Raw genomic sequence first — 21,699 nt, forward strand, 5'->3', positions numbered from 1 at the left:
TCAGCTGACCTCCCTTTTTTCTTGAACCGCGTTTGATTTCCATTTCACTAAGCTTAGTAAGAATCCAAGAACGATAACACCAACTGCAACGGCTAAGCCGTACGTAACCACTAATCCAGTCGGGTATCCTCCATAATTCTCAGCAATATTTTGCTTAATGTTATCGAACATCATGTAGCCAAGTAGGATCGGTGTAATAACACCAAGACATACTTTCCACCATAGTCCTGTTCTTAAATCCGAAATAGCATTCGCATGATCTTGAAGTCCCTTAAGCTGCTTAAAGAACCAAGCTACAAGTACTACCTCCACTAAACCTGCTAATGTAATTCCGAAGTTGTTAATGAAGTAGTCTGTAATATCAAGCATGTACAATCCGCCTTTTGTTGCGAAAAGTAAAGAGATTACAGAAGCCACTCCTCCACCCATAAGAACTGCTTTTGTTCTAGAGATACCGAACTTGTCTTGTAATGCTGCAACATATGTTTCAACGATTGAGATTAATGATGTCATACCGGCAAATACAAGTGTTAAGAAGAACATTGTTCCAAAGAAGGCATTGCCTCCAGGGAACTCATTAATGATTGCTGGGAAAACTTCAAAAGCCAGTCCAATTCCGCCTTTAACAACTTCAGCAACAGGCAGCCCTTGCTGCATGGCCATGAAACCTAACGCTGCAAAAACTCCGATACCAGCAAGAAGTTCAAAACCTGAGTTTGCAAACCCCGTGATAAATGCGTTGTTATTAATATCTGATTTCTTTGGCAGATAGCTTGAATAAGTCACCATGATTGCAAAAGCAATAGATAATGAGAAGAAAATTTGACCGTAAGCTGCTACCCATACCTTACCGTTGTTGATCATGCTCCAGTCTGGTGTGAAGAACGAATTTAATCCTTGTCCCGCACCTTCAAGAGTCACTGCACGGATTACAATTAATAAAAACATAATAACTAAAGCCGGGATAAAGATTTTATTAAATCTTTCAATACCTTTTGATACACCTTTGAATAATACTAATAACGTTACTACCCACACGATCAAGAGCGCAATAACAACTCCTGGAACAATACCACCAACTTCACCTGGCTTAGCACTTAATTGAAGCACTTCACCGTAAAAGAAATCAGAAGGCTTGTCTCCCCATGTAAGATTTAAAGAATAAATCGAATATTTAAGTGCCCATGCAATGATTACTGCATAGTAAGTTGAGATGACAAACGCTACAAATACTTGCCACCATCCAAGCCATTCCGCATTTTTGTGAAGACGGAAATAAGTTAACGGAGCAGATCCACGGTACTTATGCCCTAGCGTAAATTCCAGGATCAATAAGGGAATACCTGCCGTTAATAATGCTACGAGGTAAGGGATAAAGAATGCTCCTCCACCATTTTCATAAGCAACTGCTGGAAATCTCCAGATATTGCCCAACCCGATAGCAGAACCAACCGCAGCTAAAATAAATCCGTAGCGGCTTCCCCATTGTTGCCGATCTTCCATAGATGTTTCCCCCTTTTGATAAAGTCAAAAATTTTACAATTATTACTGTTTTCTGACTATTCTGGGTTTAGTATATTACAAATGAATGAGAGCTGTCAAAAGATTTTTAGTAATTTTGTCGTAATATAGCGAAGGAAGTCGTATAAATATGAGAAAAAGTGCCCGGTTTAAAACCGGACACTCCCAGATTAAGCTCTTCTTGTATTTTCTTTTACAATATGGTTTCCAGACCATTTCTTTATGAGGAGTAAGGTAACAGCAAATGCCGCTGCAGAAACTAATAGTCCCATCCAGACGCTCTCCGTAAATCCAAGAGCAAGATAGCCCAAGGCTGAAATTCCAGCTGCGATCAAGCTATAAGGAAGCTGTGTCAATACGTGATCGATATGATGGCTTCCTGCTCCTGTTGAAGAGAGAATCGTAGTATCAGAAATAGGTGAACAATGGTCCCCAAACACTGATCCAGCAAGTACTGCCGCTAAAACAGGAAGCATAAACTCAACATTCGTTGAAGCAGCTATTTCTGCAGCGATTGGAAGCATTACGCCAAATGTTCCCCAAGATGTACCGGTAGCAAAGGCCATAAGACCTGAAAGTACAAAAAGTACAAGTGGCAGATAAGCAAGGTTCATATGCTGATCGACCAATCCAGCTAAATACTTACCAGTTTCAAGACTGTCGATGATGGAGATAATTGTCCAGGCAAACAGCAGGATTGTTACAGCCCCAAGCATTGATTGAACGCCTCTTCCTAATCCTCTTCCTAATGCGGATGCACCCATCTTTTTAGGCAAGAAGAAAAGAATGGCTGCCGCTAATCCTACTAATCCTCCATAAAGGAGGGATTTTGGCACGTCGGTATTTTCAAAAATAGATAAAAGAGTAACAGCTGTAGGTTCTTCTAAGCCCTTTACATTTTCAATTCCTGTATAGATCATGAAACCAACTGTTGCAACTATCAAAAGGACGATTGGCCAAACAAGGTCACCAACTTTTCCTTTATCACTTTCTTCAAGTTTTATGCCTTCGCCAATTGCTCCTTTTTTCTCTGGATCAACAACTTCACCAGTGGCTAGAGCACGTTGTTCATGCTGTTTCATCGGACCGAAATCCAATTGAAAATAAGCTACTGCAAAAACAAGGATAAGTGCAAAAACTGCATAAAAATTCATAGGAATCATTTGAATAAAAGCACTGAAAGCTGAAATGTTTGTGATCTCATGAGTAGCTAAAATCGTTCCTATAATCCCGATAATATAAGCACCCCAGCTTGATACAGGAGAGATCACACAAACAGGTGCAGCCGTTGAATCTAAGTAATAAGCAAGCTTAGCACGTGAAATTCTGTGACGGTCTGTAATTGGTCTGCTTACATTTCCGACAGCTAATGAGTTGAAGTAGTCATCAATAAAAATAACTAGCCCAAACACCACTGTCAGGATTTGTGCACCTCGTCTAGTCTTTACCCGGGAGATTGCCCATTCCCCGAAAGCACGGCTTCCACCTGCCATTGAAATAATGCTAGTCATCATCCCTAAAATTAATAAAAATAACAGAATATAGACGTTCCACTCATTTAGAGCACCATCTGAAATAAAATGCCCTTTAACAATCGTTCCAATCTCTTTTAATGTTGCTCCAATGTTAAAGTCATGAAGCAGCAGTGCTCCTGCGATAATCCCCGCCCCAAGTGAAATTAAAACTTGTCTTGTTAAGATAACCATTAAAATGGCTAAAACTGGCGGTATCAATGAATAAATTGAATTCTCAAATTCCATAATGTTCCTCCTTCTTCTATTTAGCCATCCATGTTGAGGAGTTTTACAGGACGTTGAGGAAAAAAAGACAAAATAAAAAGCGACTAATAGACAAGGAAATAACCCGCTATCAATCACTTAAGTAATTTATGGTTTTCCTCATCGATCAGTAGTCCTCCACTGCGTAGTTACCCTCGCAGTGACAGTTTTACACTTATTTAGTGTAAACCCAGCAAAAAAGAACAGACGGTTGCTTTTTGCTTCGGCGGAAGTTCCTTTCCTTTTTCTTCACAGACGTCACTCTCTGAAAAAGTACTCTTAAAATCCGCTCCTCTACCCCATCGGTGATAGGCTTAAAGACATATAAAATTTAAAATCTACTTTTCATTATAACAAAGATAACTGATTGGTCAACCCTATACACACTGTTAAATTAAGGATTCGTTATTCTCCAGATTCATCTATAGCCTCTTCTCCAGCACTTTCTTCTATTCCTTCAGCATCAGCTTCATTTTTCTTTTTTGCATCTTTTTTATCTTTTATATTGGGATCAATAGGAATAGCTGGCTGAATAGGATCTCCCGATTGATTATAGTAAATCGGTACCTCTCCTGGGATAAATTGTCCCATGATCTGAATCGGTCTCGTAACGGTAGCCGTTTCAGTAGCAAATGGAATAACTACCTTTGCTTTAACAGTTACAATGATATTTATTGAAATCCATGTGTTGTTGATACCAACTGTTTCAATTTTTTCTTCGATATCTGTATTTACATCCCCAACGATTGTAAATTTAATAGGAATCTTAGGACCTAGGTTAGCCAGTAAAGAGTTTTCTGTAGCTTGCCCTAATGGGATTGACATAATTACTCCAGGATCATTAGAATGATTTTTTGTTAATCCTATCTCATCCGACTCAATACTTTTGGGAATACGGCCTTCTTCAATTTCTTTTAAAAACTCTTGTACCACGATCGCTGACTGATTTTGCACTTTATTCACTATTTGCTGGTTTACACCGGCATAAACGATATTCCCATCCTTATCTTCTTTAGAGATTAAAATATCCTTCATATCAATCGAATCAAATAATTTATTGATAATCGCTTCATTGATCGCAAGCGAAGCTATCTCTTCCGTTTTTCTTTGGGCTACATGCATCAGCGTAGGTTCTATTCCCCTATCAACAAGCCATAAGCCTTGAAGAGTAATAAAAACAAAGAGTGTAAAAGAGATTAGAATTACATATCTAAACGGAAGCGGCCCTTTTCGCAGTCTCATTTTTTTTCGTTTTAACAAAAGGTAACCCCCCTTTACCTACAATGTATGCAGACAAGAGGGGGGCTCATTCGAGTTTTACATGTTTATTTTTTCGTATACCACAAATTCGTGGGGATATTTATTTTTTTCATCCACGATACCTGCTGTCCGGGATACCTCTTCCCAATCTTCATCACTAAGTTCAGGAAAATAAGTATCTGCATCAAACGTATGGTGAATCTCGGTAATATATAATCGGTCTGCTACTGGAAGAAATAATTTAAAAATCTCTGTTCCTCCGATCACACAGATTTCTTCAGCTTCCCATTTCAGCACTTCATCTACAGAATGAACAGTGATCGTTCCCTCAGCATGATAGTTTTGGTCTCTAGTAACGACGATATTCTCTCTTCCTGGAAGCGGTTTTCCGATCGACTCGTACGTTTTTCTTCCCATAACGATTGGTTTTCCCATCGTTGTTTTCTTAAAATGCTTTAAATCATTAGGAAGATACCAAGGGAGGTCATTATCCTTTCCGATGGCCCGATTTTCATCCATTGCAACAACAAATGAAATCATACACTCACCTCACCTTTAATATGAGGATGTGATTCATAGTTTTCTAATTCAAAATCTTCATAAGTAAAATCAAAGATGTTTGTTATGTTTGTATTTAACTTCATCTTTGGAAGGGGTTTAGGGTCACGCGTCAGCTGAAGCTCTACTTGCTCAATGTGGTTCGTGTAGATATGAGCATCACCGACCGTATGAACAAATTCTCCAGGCTTAAGACCAGTTACCTGAGCCACCATCATTGTTAATAACGCATATGAAGCAATGTTAAACGGAACCCCAAGGAAGCTGTCAGCAGAGCGCTGATAAAGCTGACACGAGAGTTTTCCTTCTGCTACGTAAAATTGAAACAATAAGTGGCAAGGAGGCAATGCCATATTCGGTACATCTGCCGGGTTCCATGCCGACACAATTAATCTTCTTGAATCAGGATTATTCTTTATATCTTCAATCACGTTAGAAATCTGATCGATTGTTTCTCCATTTGGAGCAGACCAAGAACGCCATTGATGGCCGTATACAGGTCCTAAATTTCCTTCTTCATCTGCCCATTCATCCCAGATTCGCACCTTGTTTTCTTTTAAATAGGCGATGTTTGTATCACCTTTTAAGAACCATAGGAGCTCGTGAATAATAGATTTTAGATGAAGCTTTTTAGTCGTAACGAGTGGAAAACCTTCTTCTAAATCAAATCTCATCTGACGGCCAAAAACTGAAACTGTACCTGTGCCCGTCCTGTCCTCTTTTTTTGTGCCATTATGTAAAATATCCTGAAGAAATTCCAAGTATTGTTTCATCCTTCATCGCCTCCTTATTTTTTTAGAAGTTTTCATAAGCTTTGATGCTTTTGGAAGTGGTTGATTTCCGCTCCAGGATGCTCGCTATCCGCGGGGCGTGCGGTGAGCCTCCCTACCGCTTCGCGCTGGCGGGGTCTCACCTGTCCCGCTAATCCCGTAGGAGTCTCGCACCTTGCACTCCAATCAACTTGTAAACGAAGAATTTTCTTAGAAACAAGTCAGAAGCAGCATCTTTTCGAAAAAGCCTTTTCCTATTATCGTATCACAGACGGCAGTCCTGTCCAATCTTCAGATGAAATATCTTTTTTGTTCATTATTTCGCCTTAAAATTAGCGTCAATACCTGACACTTTTTCCTTTTTTACACATAAAAATAGTAAGGAGAAAGGAGTGGAAGCATGTTAGAGATGAACCCGATTTTGATAGAAGGACATCCATTTACCGCTGTCACCCTTCGTTTGCCAAAAACAAATTTTATGGCTGTTTTTAACGAGAATGGATATATCATGTGTGGAGCTTTAGATGTAGCCTTACTGAACGAAAAGTTAGCGGACCGTAAAATTATTGCAGGTCGGGCTGTTGGTGTTAGGACGATCGAACAGCTGCTGGATGCACCTTTGGAATCTATTACACTTGAGGCAAGAGAAAAAGGTATTGAAGTTGGTATGCAAGGGAGAAAAGCACTTTTAAAGATGCTTTAATAATAAAAAACTGCGCAGCTTAGCGCAGTTTTCTTTATGCTTTAAAACGGTCTCTGGTGACTTTTAATGATATAGCATTAATACATAACACAAGCGTCAGAAATTGGATTCGTTTAGAGTTATTCGTTAATATGTAGACAAAAAGCAAATAAACGCCACTGACGATAAAGGCAATCTGCAAGTAGTACATCATCTGAATTAGCTTTTTAAAATCCAAAGTGACCCCCACTTTCTCCAATCAGCTCACGTTATTAAATTCACCTTATTAGTATATCAGGCTATTTTGGAAATTGAATCGTTTACCACTTTTTGAAATTAATTTGTAATATTAGGAAAAGATTAAAACAAGTCCAACTGCCTTGGAGCTAGAAAATCATACTGAATGTCTAAGAGGTCAATCATTTGCTTTGCGTTATCGGCTGCGTCTCCACCAGAATTGTTATTAAACAAGATTGTAAGATTTTGTGTTTGGGCAGCTAACATCTGAATCCGTTCTTTCCACTCCAATAGTTCTGATTGATTATAACGATACAGGTAGCGGACTTCTCTCCAGTTGGGCTGTCCTGAATTATTCCATCCGTAAACGTTTCTGCCATGCATACGTACGAGTGTCTTTTCTTCAGTTGTATACATGACGATTGGAATGGATCCATTGCCTGCCTGCGGTTCGTCGCATACAGTGTGAATCCAGCCTTCTTCATCAATGAAACGCAACGTTTTCTCTCTCATTTCTTCCCTAAACCATGTTTGATTACGGAACTCTAAAGCGAGTGGGATATCACCCATCAATTCTTTTGCGTATCGAAGGATCTGAACATTTTCTTTTTTGCAGTCAAACCATGGCGGATATTGAAAGAGAACCATTTCTAGTTTTCCAGAAGAGATGACGGGCTGAATAGATTGTATAAAGGCTTCGAACATTTGTTTAACAGAATCAAAAGGCACTTTTCCTCTTGAGTGGCCAGTCATCCCTTGATAGGCTTTTACAACAAAAGAAAAATCTTTTGTTGTTGACGAAACCCATCTTTCATAGTTCTTAACGGGTTGAACGGCATAAAAGGAAGAATCAACCTCTACAACGGGAAAATGACCGCTGTATACTTCCAGTTTATCTTTTGGGGAAGTTCCGTCCGGGTAAAGTGAATCATGGTCTCCCCACCCTGTAACACCTATTCGAATCATTCTTTAAACTCACCTGCCTGTAAGTTTTTATGTTTTGTTTAAACCTTTCTCACGTACGAATTCTTTCATATATGTACGTTTCGGGGACGCCATTGAGGCTGTAATCTGAGTCACCCAGCCTTCCGTGCGTTTACCTCCAGTACGTTTTGTATAATATTCAGACGTTTCTTTTTCATATTGTTTTAAAAGATTTTCAGTCTCTTCTTTCTTCTTATAACCGTTTTTATGAAAAACAGCTGGAAGTGGTAAACGAGGTTTCTTGCCAGGTTCTGCGTCTGGATAACCGATTGCCATGCCGAAGAGCGGAAGCACATATTCAGGACAGTAAAGCAACTCTGAAACTTCTTTCAGGTTGTTTCGGATTCCGCCTATATAAACGATTCCCAGCCCAAGAGATTCAGCTGCAATCGCCATATTTTGCGCAGCAAGAGAAGCATCGACTGTTCCTACAATGAACGCTTCTGTTGATTGGATAGTATCATTTATATTTTTGTCCATTATATTGGCAGCAATCGTATGACGGTTATAATCCATACAAAAAACAAAGAAATAACCATTGTCCGCTACATAAGACTGGTTTCCTGCAAGCTCTGCGAGCTTTAGTTTCTTTCCCTGATCTTCAACTCCAATAATGGTACAAACCTGCTGATAGCTTGATGTTGAGGCAGACTGTGCACATTCTACCAGTGTTGTGATCGTTTCTTCACTTAGAGGTTTATTTTTAAATTTACGAATGGATTTGTGAGCTAAAATTGTCTCTATCACTTTATTCATGCTGGAAGCTCCTTTATAAAATAGTGATTGTTGACTGCATTATATACTTTTTAAAAGCAAAAAAGCGAACCCAAAGGAATTTCAAACAGGTATGAATCATTGGTTTATACTAGAATCCCTTATAGCAATTTTATTATATGTAAATCTATCTCCCCAAAAACAGCAGTAAAAGTTCAACTAACCTATTAAACGTAAAGAAGCAGCCAATTTCACGCTGCTTCTTTCTAATCTGGACATAATAGACTAGTAATGATTTAGTAACGTTTTTTCTGAAATTAAGTATATATTCAAGAATTTTCGATGTTTACAGTTACTGCTTCAATAAACGTAGGTTCTTCCCACCCTTTGCAAACATTTATCCACTCTTTAGCCATTGAATATTGAAATAATTCATCACAGGTCAGTTCTATGGCAGAGTTTCTTGTTCCACAAGCGGGAAAAACTGTATTGAATCGTTTCATAGAGACATCTAGATAGATGTCCATTTCGTTTTCCAATCCGAAAGGGCAAACTCCACCAATCACATGTCCGGTTTGTTCTAACACTTCATCAGGCGTAAGCATACGCGCCTTAAATCCAAATACTTGACGAAATTTCTTGTTATCGATTTTGGCATCACCTGCAGTAACAATCAAGATGCCTTTATCCCCTTCTCCCCTGAAGGATAACGTCTTCGCAATTCGTGCAGGAATAACACCAATTGTTTCAGCAGCCTGCTCGACCGTAGCACTTAATGTCTCATACTCTTTCACATCACCTTCCCGATTCCATTGTTTAAAATGAGCTAATACACTTTCTAATGACATCTTATACATCCTTCCCTTCACGATACTATATCAAATGGCACATGCTTTCATACAAGACCAACATTATTTTTGAAGGCTTATTTCCTTATATTCTTTTGAGTAGGCAATCTTAAATAGTCTTAGGTAGTCCTCTTTTGTTATTTCCCTTGCATTACTTGATGTTGAACCATTCAAATACGACGATTCGGCAAGATAATTGAAGTCGTACTCGCTGACTTCTGCTAAAGAGGAGAACGTTGGGATGGAGAGATCGGCTGCCAGTAGCTTCATTTCCGCTACAAGGCGAGTAGTTGCATCTTGATCAGAATCGTTTGGAGAAGCAATACCGATCGTCCTCGCAATCGTTGCATGTTTTTTAAGATCTGCTCCTGCATTGTATTCAACCATATATGGCAGGAACATCGAATTTGCTATCCCATGTGGCGTATCATATAATCCACCGATTGCTTCAGCCATGCAATGAACGGATGCAACATCTGCATGGGAGAAAGCCATGCCTGCAAGGGTGGATCCTACCATCATGTTGTAACGGGCTTCTTGATTATTCCCATCATTTACGGCAGTTCTTAAATAAGGATAGATATGCTTCATTGCCTGTAGTGCCAGACCGTCTGAAATGGGATTTGAAAGCTTACAAGTATAGGCCTCTATTGCATGCACCAAGGCGTCCATTCCTGTAGATGCAGTTAAGTTGGGAGGTAATCCATACGTAAGCTCGGGGTCCACAATCGCTAAAGCTGGGGCAATATGAACATCCTTGATAGTAAATTTAATCTTTTTTGCTGTATCTGTAATAACCGATGAACGTGTCACTTCTGCACCTGTTCCAGCTGTAGTCGGAACAACAGCAATAGGAGTTACTTTTTCAGGAACGTTATTTCGCCCAGCATAATCCTGTGGTTCACCGCCAAGACACTGTAAAATCGCAATCGCCTTCGCTGAATCAATAACTGATCCTCCGCCTAAAGCCAATATCGCATCCGCACGAAATTCTCTTGCTGCTTCCCCGCCAGCTTTACAATCAACATCCCGTGGATTTGGCCTTACCTGATTAAACATGCGGGTTTCAAAACCTTGCCGTTGCAGCATTTGTATAGCTTCTATTACAAATCCAGTTTGCTCGATTCCAGGGTCTGTTACGATAAAGATTCGAGTTCCCTTTATGAATTCTTTTAGGTATAACCCGGTTTTTTGAAATTCACCGTTTCCAGCTCTGATAATGGTTGGCAGATTAAATTCGACGTGTTTCATGAACATAACTCCTTTCCATTTCTTTTCATTATCATAATAGAAAAGAAAGATCATTCATACTAAATTGTCTTAATCTTATAAAAACAAATCATATATTTTAACAACATATAATCTCATAACTAACGCCTTATTATTAAATGATTACTTCTTTTTTAATATCGATAGTGGTAAACTAGTCAAGCGATGAGCTAATTTGCATAAGACGAGATTGACGCGCCTTTTGGCAATGCACTATGTAGAGTGCTGTCTCTCGCCGCAAAACGCATAAAAAGACGTCCTATTTGGGCGTCTTTTTTCTATAGTCCACCTCTCTAAGGACAAACAGACTTGCCCAAGGCTGGATCATTGATAAAACCATTCAAAACGACTTACTTGTCTTTCCCCAGTTATAATAAATTTTGCCGAAGCTTTATTCACCTATAAATTTATCTTTTTGTCCTCTGTTTATGGTATTAGACACCTCAAAACGTTAAAAGACCACCAATGACCCCACCAAGTATTGAAGCAGTAAGACCTATAATATTTCTCTTTACTATCCAATATTTGGTTCCGATATAGGCTTAAAGAGTACAAAATTACGCCGCTAATAATGGATTTTATGGAGTCTCCATACGATGCGTCTAGTTGGAAATCTTCAGGTCCATTACTATTACTCCACCTTGTATTTAGTGTTTGTAGAGAAGAATTAAAGGTGTTAATAGGAAAAGCACATCATCATGTTTATTATCTTTAAATAACGGTTACATTCTCTGTACAGTTGATAAATAGTATAGTTTGTCAGCTGATCTAACCCTTAAAGGAGGAATTTTTAATGGCTAGAGAAAATCAAGGAAAAATGAGTCGAGAAGAAGCCGGTCGTAAAGGCGGTGAAGCTACTTCCAATAACCATGATAAGGAGTTTTATCAAGAAATCGGTGAAAAAGGCGGTGAAGCTACCTCCAAAAACCATGATAAAGAATTTTATCAAGAGATCGGTGAAAAAGGTGGAGAAGCTACTTCCAAAAACCATGATAAAGAATTTTATCAAGAAATCGGTGAAAAAGGCGGAAATGCAAGAAACAACAATAATAATGGGTAAAAACTAAAAAAACTCGGCTTTAATGGCCGAGTTTTTTTAAATACCTAAAACACCGTTTACTACCTTCTTCGAGTAAGATAGCAAATTTAGTAAACGCACTGGTTGTTAAATATTATAACATTTACCGGACGTCATGCTGGAAATCCCTTACTATAATAAGGTTCAAGAGAGTGGTGCATGAGGAGTTCAAACAACTCCATATTGTCTGGCAAAATAAGCCTATCACCAAGTAATTGCCTAGCTTTTTCCCAGGCATTTGTCTCTGCACGTAATTCAATTCTTTTTCTTAGAAAAGCTTCTTTTATGGTATCTAATTGTTCGCAGATATCTAAAAGAGTATCATCCATGGCATGACCCAATTCATGAGCAAATACAATAGCTGCATGTAATTCAAATGGCTTTAATGATTTATACAAAAAAAGCACTGATTCTCTAATCCTTTTATATAAAGCGTGATCTTTTTTTCTTTTGGATTATAAACCCCCCCTGCTAATGGTCGGGTTTCTGAATTATTTTTAAATTCAATTTCTATATCGAGAGAAGATTCCTTTATAATTTCTTCTACTATTTTTATAAAAAACACCTACCTGATTAAATTTCTCCGAACTGCAATCATAACAAAAAATTACAACGAATTCACTCTAATAAAATGAGAGATTTTTAATAATCTGGAAGAAATGCACCCTGTTTGTGGAAGAATATTATTGAATTACAATTTCTTCTGCAAAACATATACGAGGTGAAAAATCTTTACACATCTTAGAAAAGTTAGCTTTTAATCTAACATCCTTTTTAAAATCCTCAAAAATAAAAGCCCCCTTTTTATCAGTAATTTTTGTGTTACCATCAATTGTTACCCACATTTGTTCTTCATCTTCTTGTATATGTTTAGTTAATGTTAGTAAAACTCTTTTATGATCTTTATTTACTTCTGAAACGACCCCAGATATATCATAATTTTCATTGGAAGCTTTTTTTGTTGCTACTTCGTTTGGTTTTGTAACATAGTCTGGACCTTCATGACTTTGTTGACAACCAAATAATACAATGACTAAAAGTACAGACAAAGTAATGCTTATATTTTTCAACCCTATCACACTCCTTATATGATTTAGACGAATTGTTTTAGTTTATTGTCACATTAATTAGCTGCCTTTAAAGTCATCTAAAAAGTGCATTTCTCCTTGTTGGGGTAGTACCAGCGAAGCCTGTCACTACCCGCAATAAGGAAATGTCAAGATTACAATAAGTATTTAATTTTCATACTTCAAACACACATACCCCCATCCTGTTTTAGATGGGGGTAAAATAAAGTTGTTATATTTTTTATAAAGGATGCCTTAACAATAAAGTCGTTTAAAATCTAAGTTTTATTCCACAATCGCGCCCAATAGTTGAAGAAGAAAAATCAAACATTCTTTTCAATTTCTTCAAGTTTTTTTAGAAAATTATATACTACTTCTAATCCGTATTGACGATAATTACTTTCTGATTTTGTAAAAATAATCTCTTCCAAATCATTATCTATTTTGAGTAGAAGCCCATCAATGTTATGTATATCAGGTTCTGGTGTAATGACTCTTGATAGTCGCCCCTGAAATTTTTGCAAATCAAAATCTTCATTTTCAAATCGTGTACATATCGCTTTTATTTCAGTTTTTAATTTATATATTTCACTCATTTTATCATTCCTTTTTATCAACATTCCTGCTACGATTGTTCAATAATTTCCATAAAGAGGGCGTTAATCCTTCTTGGATCAACGCACCCTTTTGTGGAAGATTCAATCTTAACGACACGATCACCAGGCAAACTGAATTAGACTGCCGTGCTTTTATTGTACTAACGTAATCCGGTTAGCGTAATCTACTTTATCATCTAACCGTCTGGTAAACGAGGCCTATGGCTCCAGAATCAAATGTCTTGTTTTCGATAAGTTTAAGATTGATTTTTTCCTTGAGACCTTGGAATAACGGCAACCCACTGACAATCAATACGGGTGAAACCGTAATTTTATACTCATCTATTAAATCAAGCTGCATAAGGTAGTGTGCGAACCTAGGACTGCCGAGGATGACCATATCCTTGCCTGGCTGCTGTTTGAGGTTCTTGATCTCTTCCTCGACATCTCCTTTCACCAGTCTGGAATTGTTCCATTCGACCTTCTCCAGCGTCGTGGAAAAAACGATTTTGGAGGTCTTCTCGATCCACTCGGCATGATTGCGTTCATGCTGCGATGCTGATGGGTTCGAAGGCACAGATGGCCAGTAATTGTGCATCATCTGATAAGTCCTACGTCCCCAAATAACAGTGTCGGCAGTACTCAGAATTTCTTTCGCGTGTTTCTCCAATTCAGCATCGTAGGAAACCCAGCCGATGTCCATTTCACCGTTCGGCCCTTCTACAAAACCGTCAAGCGATGAGTGCAGAAATAGAACGAGCTTTCTCATTTTCAGTTCTCCTTTGTTCATAATATATTGAATTAGATATTGAAGAGGGTGCATATGACGTTCTTTATGATTTGGGTTGCTTTCACCATATTGCTCCTCACCTTGAACTACATAAGTCTAATTCTCTAATTAACTGAAATATCCTGTGTCGGTTATTCCACAATCTGGCCCGTTTGTTGAATAAAACATAAAAAGTCTCATATTTGAATTTGAATCGGCACGAAATCGGCACGTGACTAATTTAGACATAAAAAAGCCTTGGTATATTCCTTATATACCAAGGCTTTTCAGACATTATCCGATTGAACCTTCCATCTCGAACTTGATCAGACGGTTCATTTCAACTGCATATTCCATAGGAAGCTCTTTTGTAAATGGCTCGATAAAGCCCATTACGATCATTTCTGTTGCTTCCTGTTCAGATACACCACGGCTCATGAGGTAGAATAACTGGTCTTCAGAAACTTTAGAAACCGTTGCTTCATGCTCAAGCGTAATGTTGTTGTTCAGGATTTCATTATACGGAATCGTATCTGATGTGGATTGGTTATCCATGATTAGTGTATCACACTTAATGTTGGATTTTGATCCATCAGATTTACGCCCGAAGTGAGAAATACCACGGTATGTTACTTTACCGCCGTGCTTGGAGATAGACTTGGATACGATGGTAGAAGAACAATCTGGTGCAAGGTGAAGAACTTTTGCTCCTGCATCCTGATGCTGTCCTTTACCTGCGATCGCGATAGAAAGAATGGTACCTTTCGCGCCGCGGCCTTTCATGATAACAGCCGGATACTTCATTGTTAAACGAGATCCGATGTTACCGTCTACCCATTCCATCGTTGCGTTTTCTTCTGCAACTGCACGTTTCGTAACGAGGTTATAGATGTTATTCGCCCAGTTTTGAATCGTTGTGTAACGCGCATAAGCGTTTTTCTTAACGATGATTTCTACAACCGCACTATGAAGTGAATTTGTAGAATAAACCGGTGCTGTACAGCCTTCGACATAGTGTACTGAGCTGTCTTCATCCGCAATTATAAGCGTACGTTCGAACTGACCCATATTTTCAGAGTTGATTCGGAAATAAGCTTGAAGCGGAGTATCGCATTTTACGCCTTTTGGTACGTAGATGAAAGATCCACCAGACCATACTGCTGAGTTCAATGCTGCGAACTTATTATCAGTTGGCGGAATAATCGTTCCAAAGTACTCTCGGAAGATTTCTTCGTGCTCTCTTAAAGCTGTATCTGTATCAGTGAATAGAATACCTAGATCTGAAAGGTCTTCTTTCATGTTGTGGTAAACAACTTCTGATTCATACTGAGCAGATACACCTGCAAGATATTTTTGTTCCGCTTCTGGAATTCCAAGTTTATCAAAGGTAGCCTTAATTTCTGCAGGCACCTCATCCCAAGACTTCTCAGATTTCTCAGATGGCTTAACATAATACGTAATGTCATCAAAGTTCAAATCTTTCATGTCTCCGCCCCACTGAGGCATAGGCATCTTATAGAACTGTTCTAATGACTTCAAACGGAAATCAAGCATCCATTGAGGTTCACTCTTCATGCGTGAGATCTCTTCAACGATTTCTTTTGTTAATCCACGCTTTGATCTGAAAATGGATACATCTTTATCTCTAAAACCATATTTATATTCGCCGATATCCGGCATTTTCTTAGCCATTGCAGAATCCCTCCTTACTGGATTGGCACTCTTTACTCATATTAACAGGAACTTATTCTTCCTCTTGTTTCCCTACTCCCTGCTCCATTGCCTTCCACGCGAGTGTGGCACATTTAATACGGGCAGGAAATTTGGAAACTCCTTGAAGAGCTTCGATGTCTCCTAAATCATAGGATTCATCATCATAGTCGTTCCCTAACATCATATCATAAAAAATCTTTGCAAGCTTAACTGCATCTTCAACAGCAAGACCTTTTACGGCCTGAGTCATCATAGAAGCAGATGCAAGACTAATGGAACAACCTTCTCCGTCAAACTTAGCAGACTCGATTTTTCCATCTTCCACTTTTAATGTAAGCTGAATACGGTCGCCGCATGTTGGGTTGTTCATATTAATCGTTAATGCACCATCCTCTAAAATCCCCTTGTTACGTGGGTTTTTATAATGGTCCATTATCACTTGCCGATAAAGCTGATCTAAATTAGAAGACATGACCGAAATACTCCTTTGCTGTTCTTAATCCTTTCACGAAAGTGTCGATGTCATCTTTCGTGTTATATAGGTAAAAACTAGCTCGGGCGGTTGCTGAAACATCTAACCACTTCATGAGAGGCTGTGCACAATGATGACCAGCACGAACTGCTATTCCTTCTGAATCAAGTACAGTTGCCACGTCATGTGGATGAACGTCATCAAGATTGAATGTAACAAGACCTGCACGTTCCTTTGGCCCGAAGATTGTTACACCGTCAAGTTCATTTAAACGTTCCATTGCATAACCTGCAAGTTCATGCTCTAGTTTTAAGATGTTATCCAACCCGATGTCCTCTAGAAAATCGATAGCTGCACCTAAACCGATCGCACCTGCGATGATGGGAGTGCCGCCTTCAAATTTCCAAGGAAGCTCTTTCCATGTGGATTCCTGTAATCCAACAAAATCGATCATCTCACCGCCGAATTCCACAGGCTCCATTTTATTAAGAAGAGCTTTTTTACCATATAGTACACCGATTCCAGTCGGACCACACATTTTATGTGCAGAAAAGGCGAAGAAATCACAGTCAAGGTCTTGAACATCGACTTTGAGATGCGGAGCACTTTGTGCACCATCAACCATCATGACAGCACCATTCTTATGCGCGATCGCTGCAATTTCTTTTATCGGATTGATCGTCCCTAATACGTTAGAAACCTGCATAACTGAGACTATTTTAGTATGCTCTGTTACCGTTTTTTCAACATCACTGAGGTCAATCGTACCATCTGGCTGTAATGGGATGTATTTTAACGTAGCACCAGTTGTTTTTGCAACCTGCTGCCATGGAATGATGTTGCTGTGATGCTCCATAGGAGTAATCACAATCTCATCACCTTCTGCTAAATTAGCCATTCCATAGCTTCTTGCAACCGTATTGATCGCGGTTGTGGTTCCACGTGTAAAAATAATCTCCTGAGTAGATTTAGCACCGATAAACCGGCGTACCTTTTCGCGTGCTCCTTCATAGCCATCTGTCGCACGAGTACCTAGGGTATGGACGCCGCGGTGAACGTTTGAATTATATTCTTTATAATATTTCTCTAATGTTTCAATAACCTGAATAGGTTTTTGTGAAGTGGCTGCACTGTCAAGGTAAACAAGAGGTTTGCCGTTAACTTCCTGATCAAGGATAGGAAACAGCTTTCTCCATTCCTTTGCACTCATCTTAGCGCACTTTCCTTTCAATAACCTCGACTAGACGATTTTTTACAGATTCTAATGGCATTTGGCTAACTACTGGCGCCAAGAATCCATGAATGATCAGACGTTCTGCTTCAACTTTTGAAATACCACGGCTCATCAGATAGAACATTTGAAGTGGATCAATTCGACCTACTGAAGCAGCGTGACCAGCTGTTACATCATCTTCATCGATTAAAAGAATCGGGTTAGCATCCCCACGTGCTTTTTCACTTAACATAAGCACACGTTCTGTTTGCTCACCATGAGATTTTGTAGCTCCATGCTCAATTTTCGTAATTCCGTTAAAAATAGAGCTAGCGCTATCTTTCATTACGCCGTGAGTTAAAATATAACCTTCAGAATGTTTTCCGTGGTTAAAAATTTGGGCAACGAAATTTTGTTTTTGATCGCCGCGGCCGATTGTTACTGTCTTTGTATCAGTAAATGAACCGTCACCAATAAGGTGCGTTGTATTATCAGAAACTGTATTTCCATCATTGAACTGACCAAGCGCCCATTCGATGCGGGCATCACGGTCAGCACGTCCTCTTCGGTTCACGTAAGTAGTCATACCTTTTGCAAGGTTATCTACTGCTCCGTAAACTACTTTTGAACCACTGGCTGCAAATACTTCAGAAACGATGTTTGCTACAGAGTCCGTATTTTCGTTTGTTGAAAGATAGTTTTCAACATATGTCACAGAGCTGTTATCTTCAACTGCAATGATTACATGATTGAACATTGCCGCTTCATCATCTTGATAGTATACCGCCTGAATAGGTGCAGTCAGTTCTACGTTCTTCGGAACATAAAGGAAAGCCCCATTCACAAAAAGTGCTGCATGCAATGCTGTTAAACGATTTTCATCAACTGCAACAGCCTTCATCATATGCTTTTTAACTAAATCTCCATGCTCTTTCACTGCAGATAGAAGATCCGTGTAGATTACACCTTGATCCTTTACGCTTTGCTCCATTGCGAAGAACACAGGCGTTCCATTATGGATTACAAGAACATTTTTCGCTTCTTCCTCAGAACCGATTAATGCTTTTACTTCTTCAGGAAGGTCGTTAAAAGCTACTGTATTACCCGTTGCTTCATGTTTAAAATCAGTAAAGTTCCATTTATCAATCTTAGTTTTATCCGGTTTTGGCATTGGCAAATTTTGAGCTGATTCCAATGCTTGCAAACGAAGCTCCTGCAGCCAAGCGGGTTCCTGTCTGCTGCTTGAAAAACCGTTTACGTAGTCCTTATCAAATCTTAGGCTCGTATCAACTGACATGTATAGTCCCCCTTATTGCTTACGCTTCTTGACCGACAGTTTCGTCTTTGATTCCAAGTTCTTCTTTAATCCAGTCATACCCTTCAGCTTCAAGTCGTTGAGCCAATTCAGGTCCGCCTGATTTCACAATTCTGCCTTGCATCATTACGTGTACTCTGTCAGGTGTGATGTAGTTCAATAAACGCTGATAGTGAGTAATGATTAAGCAGCCGAAATCAGGACTGCGCATATCATTAACGCCTTTTGCTACTACTTTAAGAGCATCGATATCTAAGCCAGAGTCAATCTCATCAAGGATTGCAAGTTTTGGTTCAAGCATCATCATTTGAAGAATTTCATTACGTTTCTTTTCTCCACCTGAGAAACCTTCATTTAGGTAACGGTGTGCAAAAGTATTATCCATTTCAAGAGTATCCATCTTTTTATCAAGTTCACGAATAAACTTCATAAGAGAAATCTCTTGGCCTTCCTCACGTTTTGCATTAATTGCAGAACGAAGGAAATCTGCATTCGTAATTCCGCTTACTTCAGATGGGTATTGCATAGCTAGGAAAAGACCTGCTTGTGCACGCTCATCAACTTCCATCTCTAGAAGGTCTTCACCATTAAAAGTAACTTTACCTGAAGTTACTTCATATTTAGGGTGACCCATCAACGCTGCAGAAAGAGTAGACTTCCCTGTTCCGTTCGGCCCCATAATTGCATGGATTTCTCCACCATTAATTTCGAGATCTAAACCTTTAATAATCTCTTTATCTTCAATCGATACACGAAGATCTTCAATCTTTAAATTAGGTGCTGACATAATACAACCTCCAATATGAATCATTCTCAAGATTTTTGATAAAAGCCACTAAATAGCCATTCTCAATTTATTCTCATTCTAATCTTATAACAAATGAAATGTATCTTCAAGGAACCTGCCAAAAAGAATATATTTAGTTAACTTCCTAAGTGTAGTCTAATTAATCGTTATTTATTAAATCCATTTAAAAAAGGCTAACTCATCGGCAGTATATCACCTATTGAGTCAGCCTTTTGCTTTTATTAAATATGCTTACGGCGTATGATTCCTGTTAGCGTCTGCCGCGACTTCTAATCCCTTTTTGTAGTCCTTTTCACGATCTTTCTCAACATCTAACCGCTTTTCCAAATCCCTTTCATACTCTGCAAAACCGCAACCATGTGACTGGTGCATCGCTTTTTCCATTTCAGATGTATGCTTTACTTTTATGGGGTGGATAATGAATCAATCCTTTCGATTTTGGTAATTTAAGCTTAACAGCAGTGAAAGTAATCAACCACAAGCATATAGTCTAATGCATCGTTTTGTTTATGGCTATATCAATTTACAGATAATTTGACCTATGATTTTCTTAATAATCCTGCTGAATCCGCTATATTACTTCCATTCCCTTTTTGAGTATTTATAAAACATGGTAAAGTGTAAGCATCTATAAACTAATGTCTTGGTTTGTTCAGCTCTTGAATGCATTCCTGTACAAGGGTTACTCCCTGACTCATCGCAGCACCCCCACCAAATGCAGCAGAAACACCTACAGCTTCCAAGATTTCATTTTCTGAACATCCTTGATCCAGGCATCCTTTTGTGTGATAGATAATGCAATATTCATCTTGAGAATAAATACTGATACCGAGTGCAATCAGCTGTTTATATTTTTCCGAGATTTCTCCTTCTTTGAAGCAATGGCGTGTGAATTCATTATAAGCATGCGTTAATTCTGGCATATTTTCGTTATATTTTCCTAAACCTTCTTTATAACGAATAAGATGGTATTGGGCAGAATTCGACCCTGGCATTTGCTGATCTTCTTGTTTCATCTTCATACACTCCTGTCACGTTTTAGTAAACAGGTTTAGTATGAGTTATATCCGTAGCTGTTATGTAAAATGAGCTGTGCTTTATGAGAAAGAGCATCATATAAAAAGAGGACATTATCACATAAAAAAACCGTTCATCACAAAAAAAGCATCAATCACATAAAAAGCACAAAAAAGGTGCCTCCTCAATCAGAGACACCTTTTCATTCAATTATTCAGATACAGGCACTACAGCACCTTCATATTTCTTTTCGATGAAGTCCTGGATTTCTTTTGAACGCAGTACTTCAACTAATGCCTTAATAGACTTTTTATCTTTGTCTCCTTCTCGCACAGTAATGATGTTTACGAATGGAGAATCAGAGCCTTCAAGTGCGATTGCGTCTTTTTGAGGATTTAATCCTGCATCGATCGCATAGTTAGTGTTGATCAGAACAGCATCGCCTTCACCGTTTTTATAAGCTTTTGGAAGCATACCTGCATCAACATCTGCCTTGAATTTCAGTTTCTTAGGGTTCTCTACGATGTCTTTGACTTGCGCTTCATAGCCCGCGCCTTCTTTTACTTTAATTAATCCTTCTTTTTCTAAAAGAGCAAGCATTCGGCCATGATCGGCTACAGAGTTAGACATGATAATTGTAGCACCTTCTGGGAGTTCTTCTAATGATTTATATTTTTTTGAATATACACCAATTGGCTCGATGTGAATGCCGCCTGCATTTTCAAATTTGTAGCCGTGGTCTTTCATTTGTGATTCTAAATAAGGAACGTGCTGGAAGTAATTTGCTCCGATTTCTTTTTCAGCTAGAGATTTATTTGGGAGCACATAGTCCTGGAACGTTTTGATTTCAAGTTCTACCCCTTTATCTTTTAAAAGAGGCTTCGCTTCTTCAAGAATCTCAGCATGCGGTACGTTTGATGCTCCTACAATCAGCTTTTCATCGCTGATGCCGCCTTCTGTTTTATTGCCGCAAGCTGCTAGTGCTGCTGCAACTACTGCAAGTAAAATAATAGATAATACTTTTTTCATA

23 protein-coding genes and 1 riboswitch are annotated in these 21,699 nt (G+C 38.8%); of the genes, 2 read left to right on the top strand and 21 right to left on the bottom strand.

The features are described from left to right. The 5 genes from M3196_RS06500 to M3196_RS06520 form a co-directional block, all read right to left on the bottom strand. Positions 1 to 1,503 (bottom strand): sodium-dependent transporter, encoded by a 1,503-nt coding sequence (locus M3196_RS06500; RefSeq protein ID WP_251321406.1) that lies wholly within the window; start codon positions 1,501 to 1,503, stop codon positions 1 to 3. Between the two features lie 188 nt (positions 1,504 to 1,691). Next, a complete protein-coding gene (locus M3196_RS06505; RefSeq protein ID WP_251321407.1) occupies positions 1,692 to 3,281 on the bottom strand; it encodes a Na+/H+ antiporter NhaC family protein in 1,590 nt (529 codons plus the stop codon). 141 nt (positions 3,282 to 3,422) lie between these two features. Then, positions 3,423 to 3,604, bottom strand: a riboswitch (Lysine riboswitch). Positions 3,605 to 3,704: 100 nt separating this feature from the next. Further along, a complete protein-coding gene (gene yunB, locus M3196_RS06510; protein WP_251321408.1) occupies positions 3,705 to 4,559 on the bottom strand; it encodes a sporulation protein YunB in 855 nt (284 codons plus the stop codon). 57 nt (positions 4,560 to 4,616) lie between these two features. Beyond that, on the bottom strand, positions 4,617 to 5,099 hold the full coding sequence (locus M3196_RS06515; RefSeq protein WP_251321409.1) for a dihydrofolate reductase: 483 nt from the start codon (positions 5,097 to 5,099) through the stop codon (positions 4,617 to 4,619). Continuing rightward, complete coding sequence (locus M3196_RS06520; protein ID WP_251321410.1) at positions 5,096 to 5,890, bottom strand: thymidylate synthase; 795 nt, start codon at positions 5,888 to 5,890, stop codon at positions 5,096 to 5,098. Before M3196_RS06520 ends, M3196_RS06515 begins: the two co-directional genes overlap by 4 nt. A 397-nt stretch (positions 5,891 to 6,287) precedes the next feature. Here M3196_RS06520 and M3196_RS06525 point away from each other — a divergent pair, with 397 nt between their 5' ends. Beyond that, positions 6,288 to 6,590: a YunC family protein gene (locus tag M3196_RS06525; RefSeq protein WP_066292272.1), complete on the top strand. Its 303-nt coding sequence runs from the start codon at positions 6,288 to 6,290 to the stop codon at positions 6,588 to 6,590. Between the two features lie 339 nt (positions 6,591 to 6,929). Here the strand turns inward: M3196_RS06525 and M3196_RS06530 are convergent, their stop codons facing one another. The 4 genes from M3196_RS06530 to M3196_RS06545 form a co-directional block, all read right to left on the bottom strand. Next, entirely contained in the window at positions 6,930 to 7,772 is an 843-nt protein-coding gene (locus tag M3196_RS06530) for a DUF72 domain-containing protein (RefSeq protein ID WP_251321411.1), read from the bottom strand. 27 nt (positions 7,773 to 7,799) lie between these two features. Beyond that, complete coding sequence (nfsA, locus tag M3196_RS06535; RefSeq protein WP_251321412.1) at positions 7,800 to 8,546, bottom strand: oxygen-insensitive NADPH nitroreductase; 747 nt, start codon at positions 8,544 to 8,546, stop codon at positions 7,800 to 7,802. 287 nt (positions 8,547 to 8,833) lie between these two features. Next, positions 8,834 to 9,352 (bottom strand): YbaK/EbsC family protein, encoded by a 519-nt coding sequence (locus tag M3196_RS06540; RefSeq protein ID WP_251321413.1) that lies wholly within the window; start codon positions 9,350 to 9,352, stop codon positions 8,834 to 8,836. A gap of 63 nt (positions 9,353 to 9,415) precedes the next feature. Further along, a complete protein-coding gene (locus M3196_RS06545) occupies positions 9,416 to 10,603 on the bottom strand; it encodes an iron-containing alcohol dehydrogenase (RefSeq protein WP_251321414.1) in 1,188 nt (395 codons plus the stop codon). 811 nt (positions 10,604 to 11,414) lie between these two features. On the opposite strand from M3196_RS06545, the gene M3196_RS06550 reads away from it, so the two are divergent. Continuing rightward, positions 11,415 to 11,681, top strand: coding sequence for a KGG domain-containing protein (locus tag M3196_RS06550; RefSeq protein WP_251321415.1), 267 nt, complete (start codon positions 11,415 to 11,417; stop codon positions 11,679 to 11,681). A 131-nt stretch (positions 11,682 to 11,812) separates the two neighbouring features. Here the strand turns inward: M3196_RS06550 and M3196_RS06555 are convergent, their stop codons facing one another. From M3196_RS06555 to M3196_RS06610, 12 genes are all read right to left on the bottom strand, one after another. After that, entirely contained in the window at positions 11,813 to 12,106 is a 294-nt protein-coding gene (locus M3196_RS06555; protein ID WP_251321416.1) for a hypothetical protein, read from the bottom strand. 276 nt (positions 12,107 to 12,382) lie between these two features. Then, positions 12,383 to 12,769 (bottom strand): hypothetical protein, encoded by a 387-nt coding sequence (locus tag M3196_RS06560; RefSeq protein WP_251321418.1) that lies wholly within the window; start codon positions 12,767 to 12,769, stop codon positions 12,383 to 12,385. A gap of 320 nt (positions 12,770 to 13,089) precedes the next feature. Then, positions 13,090 to 13,362: a hypothetical protein gene (locus M3196_RS06565; RefSeq protein ID WP_251321419.1), complete on the bottom strand. Its 273-nt coding sequence runs from the start codon at positions 13,360 to 13,362 to the stop codon at positions 13,090 to 13,092. A gap of 193 nt (positions 13,363 to 13,555) precedes the next feature. Beyond that, a complete protein-coding gene (locus M3196_RS06570) occupies positions 13,556 to 14,131 on the bottom strand; it encodes a dihydrofolate reductase family protein (RefSeq protein ID WP_251321420.1) in 576 nt (191 codons plus the stop codon). Between the two features lie 294 nt (positions 14,132 to 14,425). After that, positions 14,426 to 15,823: a Fe-S cluster assembly protein SufB gene (gene sufB, locus M3196_RS06575; RefSeq protein ID WP_251321421.1), complete on the bottom strand. Its 1,398-nt coding sequence runs from the start codon at positions 15,821 to 15,823 to the stop codon at positions 14,426 to 14,428. 52 nt (positions 15,824 to 15,875) lie between these two features. After that, a complete protein-coding gene (sufU, locus tag M3196_RS06580; RefSeq protein WP_251321422.1) occupies positions 15,876 to 16,316 on the bottom strand; it encodes a Fe-S cluster assembly sulfur transfer protein SufU in 441 nt (146 codons plus the stop codon). Then, positions 16,306 to 17,526 (bottom strand): cysteine desulfurase, encoded by a 1,221-nt coding sequence (locus M3196_RS06585; protein ID WP_251321424.1) that lies wholly within the window; start codon positions 17,524 to 17,526, stop codon positions 16,306 to 16,308. Before M3196_RS06585 ends, sufU begins: the two co-directional genes overlap by 11 nt. Position 17,527: 1 nt before the next feature. Continuing rightward, positions 17,528 to 18,826, bottom strand: coding sequence for a Fe-S cluster assembly protein SufD (sufD, locus tag M3196_RS06590; protein ID WP_251321426.1), 1,299 nt, complete (start codon positions 18,824 to 18,826; stop codon positions 17,528 to 17,530). Positions 18,827 to 18,845: 19 nt separating this feature from the next. After that, a complete protein-coding gene (gene sufC / locus M3196_RS06595; RefSeq protein WP_251321427.1) occupies positions 18,846 to 19,631 on the bottom strand; it encodes a Fe-S cluster assembly ATPase SufC in 786 nt (261 codons plus the stop codon). A gap of 252 nt (positions 19,632 to 19,883) precedes the next feature. Continuing rightward, positions 19,884 to 20,036 (bottom strand): hypothetical protein, encoded by a 153-nt coding sequence (locus tag M3196_RS06600; RefSeq protein WP_251321428.1) that lies wholly within the window; start codon positions 20,034 to 20,036, stop codon positions 19,884 to 19,886. Positions 20,037 to 20,287: 251 nt separating this feature from the next. Then, positions 20,288 to 20,668, bottom strand: coding sequence for a carboxymuconolactone decarboxylase family protein (locus tag M3196_RS06605; protein WP_251321429.1), 381 nt, complete (start codon positions 20,666 to 20,668; stop codon positions 20,288 to 20,290). A gap of 211 nt (positions 20,669 to 20,879) precedes the next feature. Then, complete coding sequence (locus M3196_RS06610; protein ID WP_251321430.1) at positions 20,880 to 21,698, bottom strand: MetQ/NlpA family ABC transporter substrate-binding protein; 819 nt, start codon at positions 21,696 to 21,698, stop codon at positions 20,880 to 20,882. Position 21,699: the final 1 nt, after the last annotated feature.

The sequence above is a fragment of the Fictibacillus nanhaiensis genome (assembly GCF_023715445.1).
Taxonomy (GTDB): domain Bacteria; phylum Bacillota; class Bacilli; order Bacillales; family Fictibacillaceae; genus Fictibacillus; species Fictibacillus nanhaiensis_D.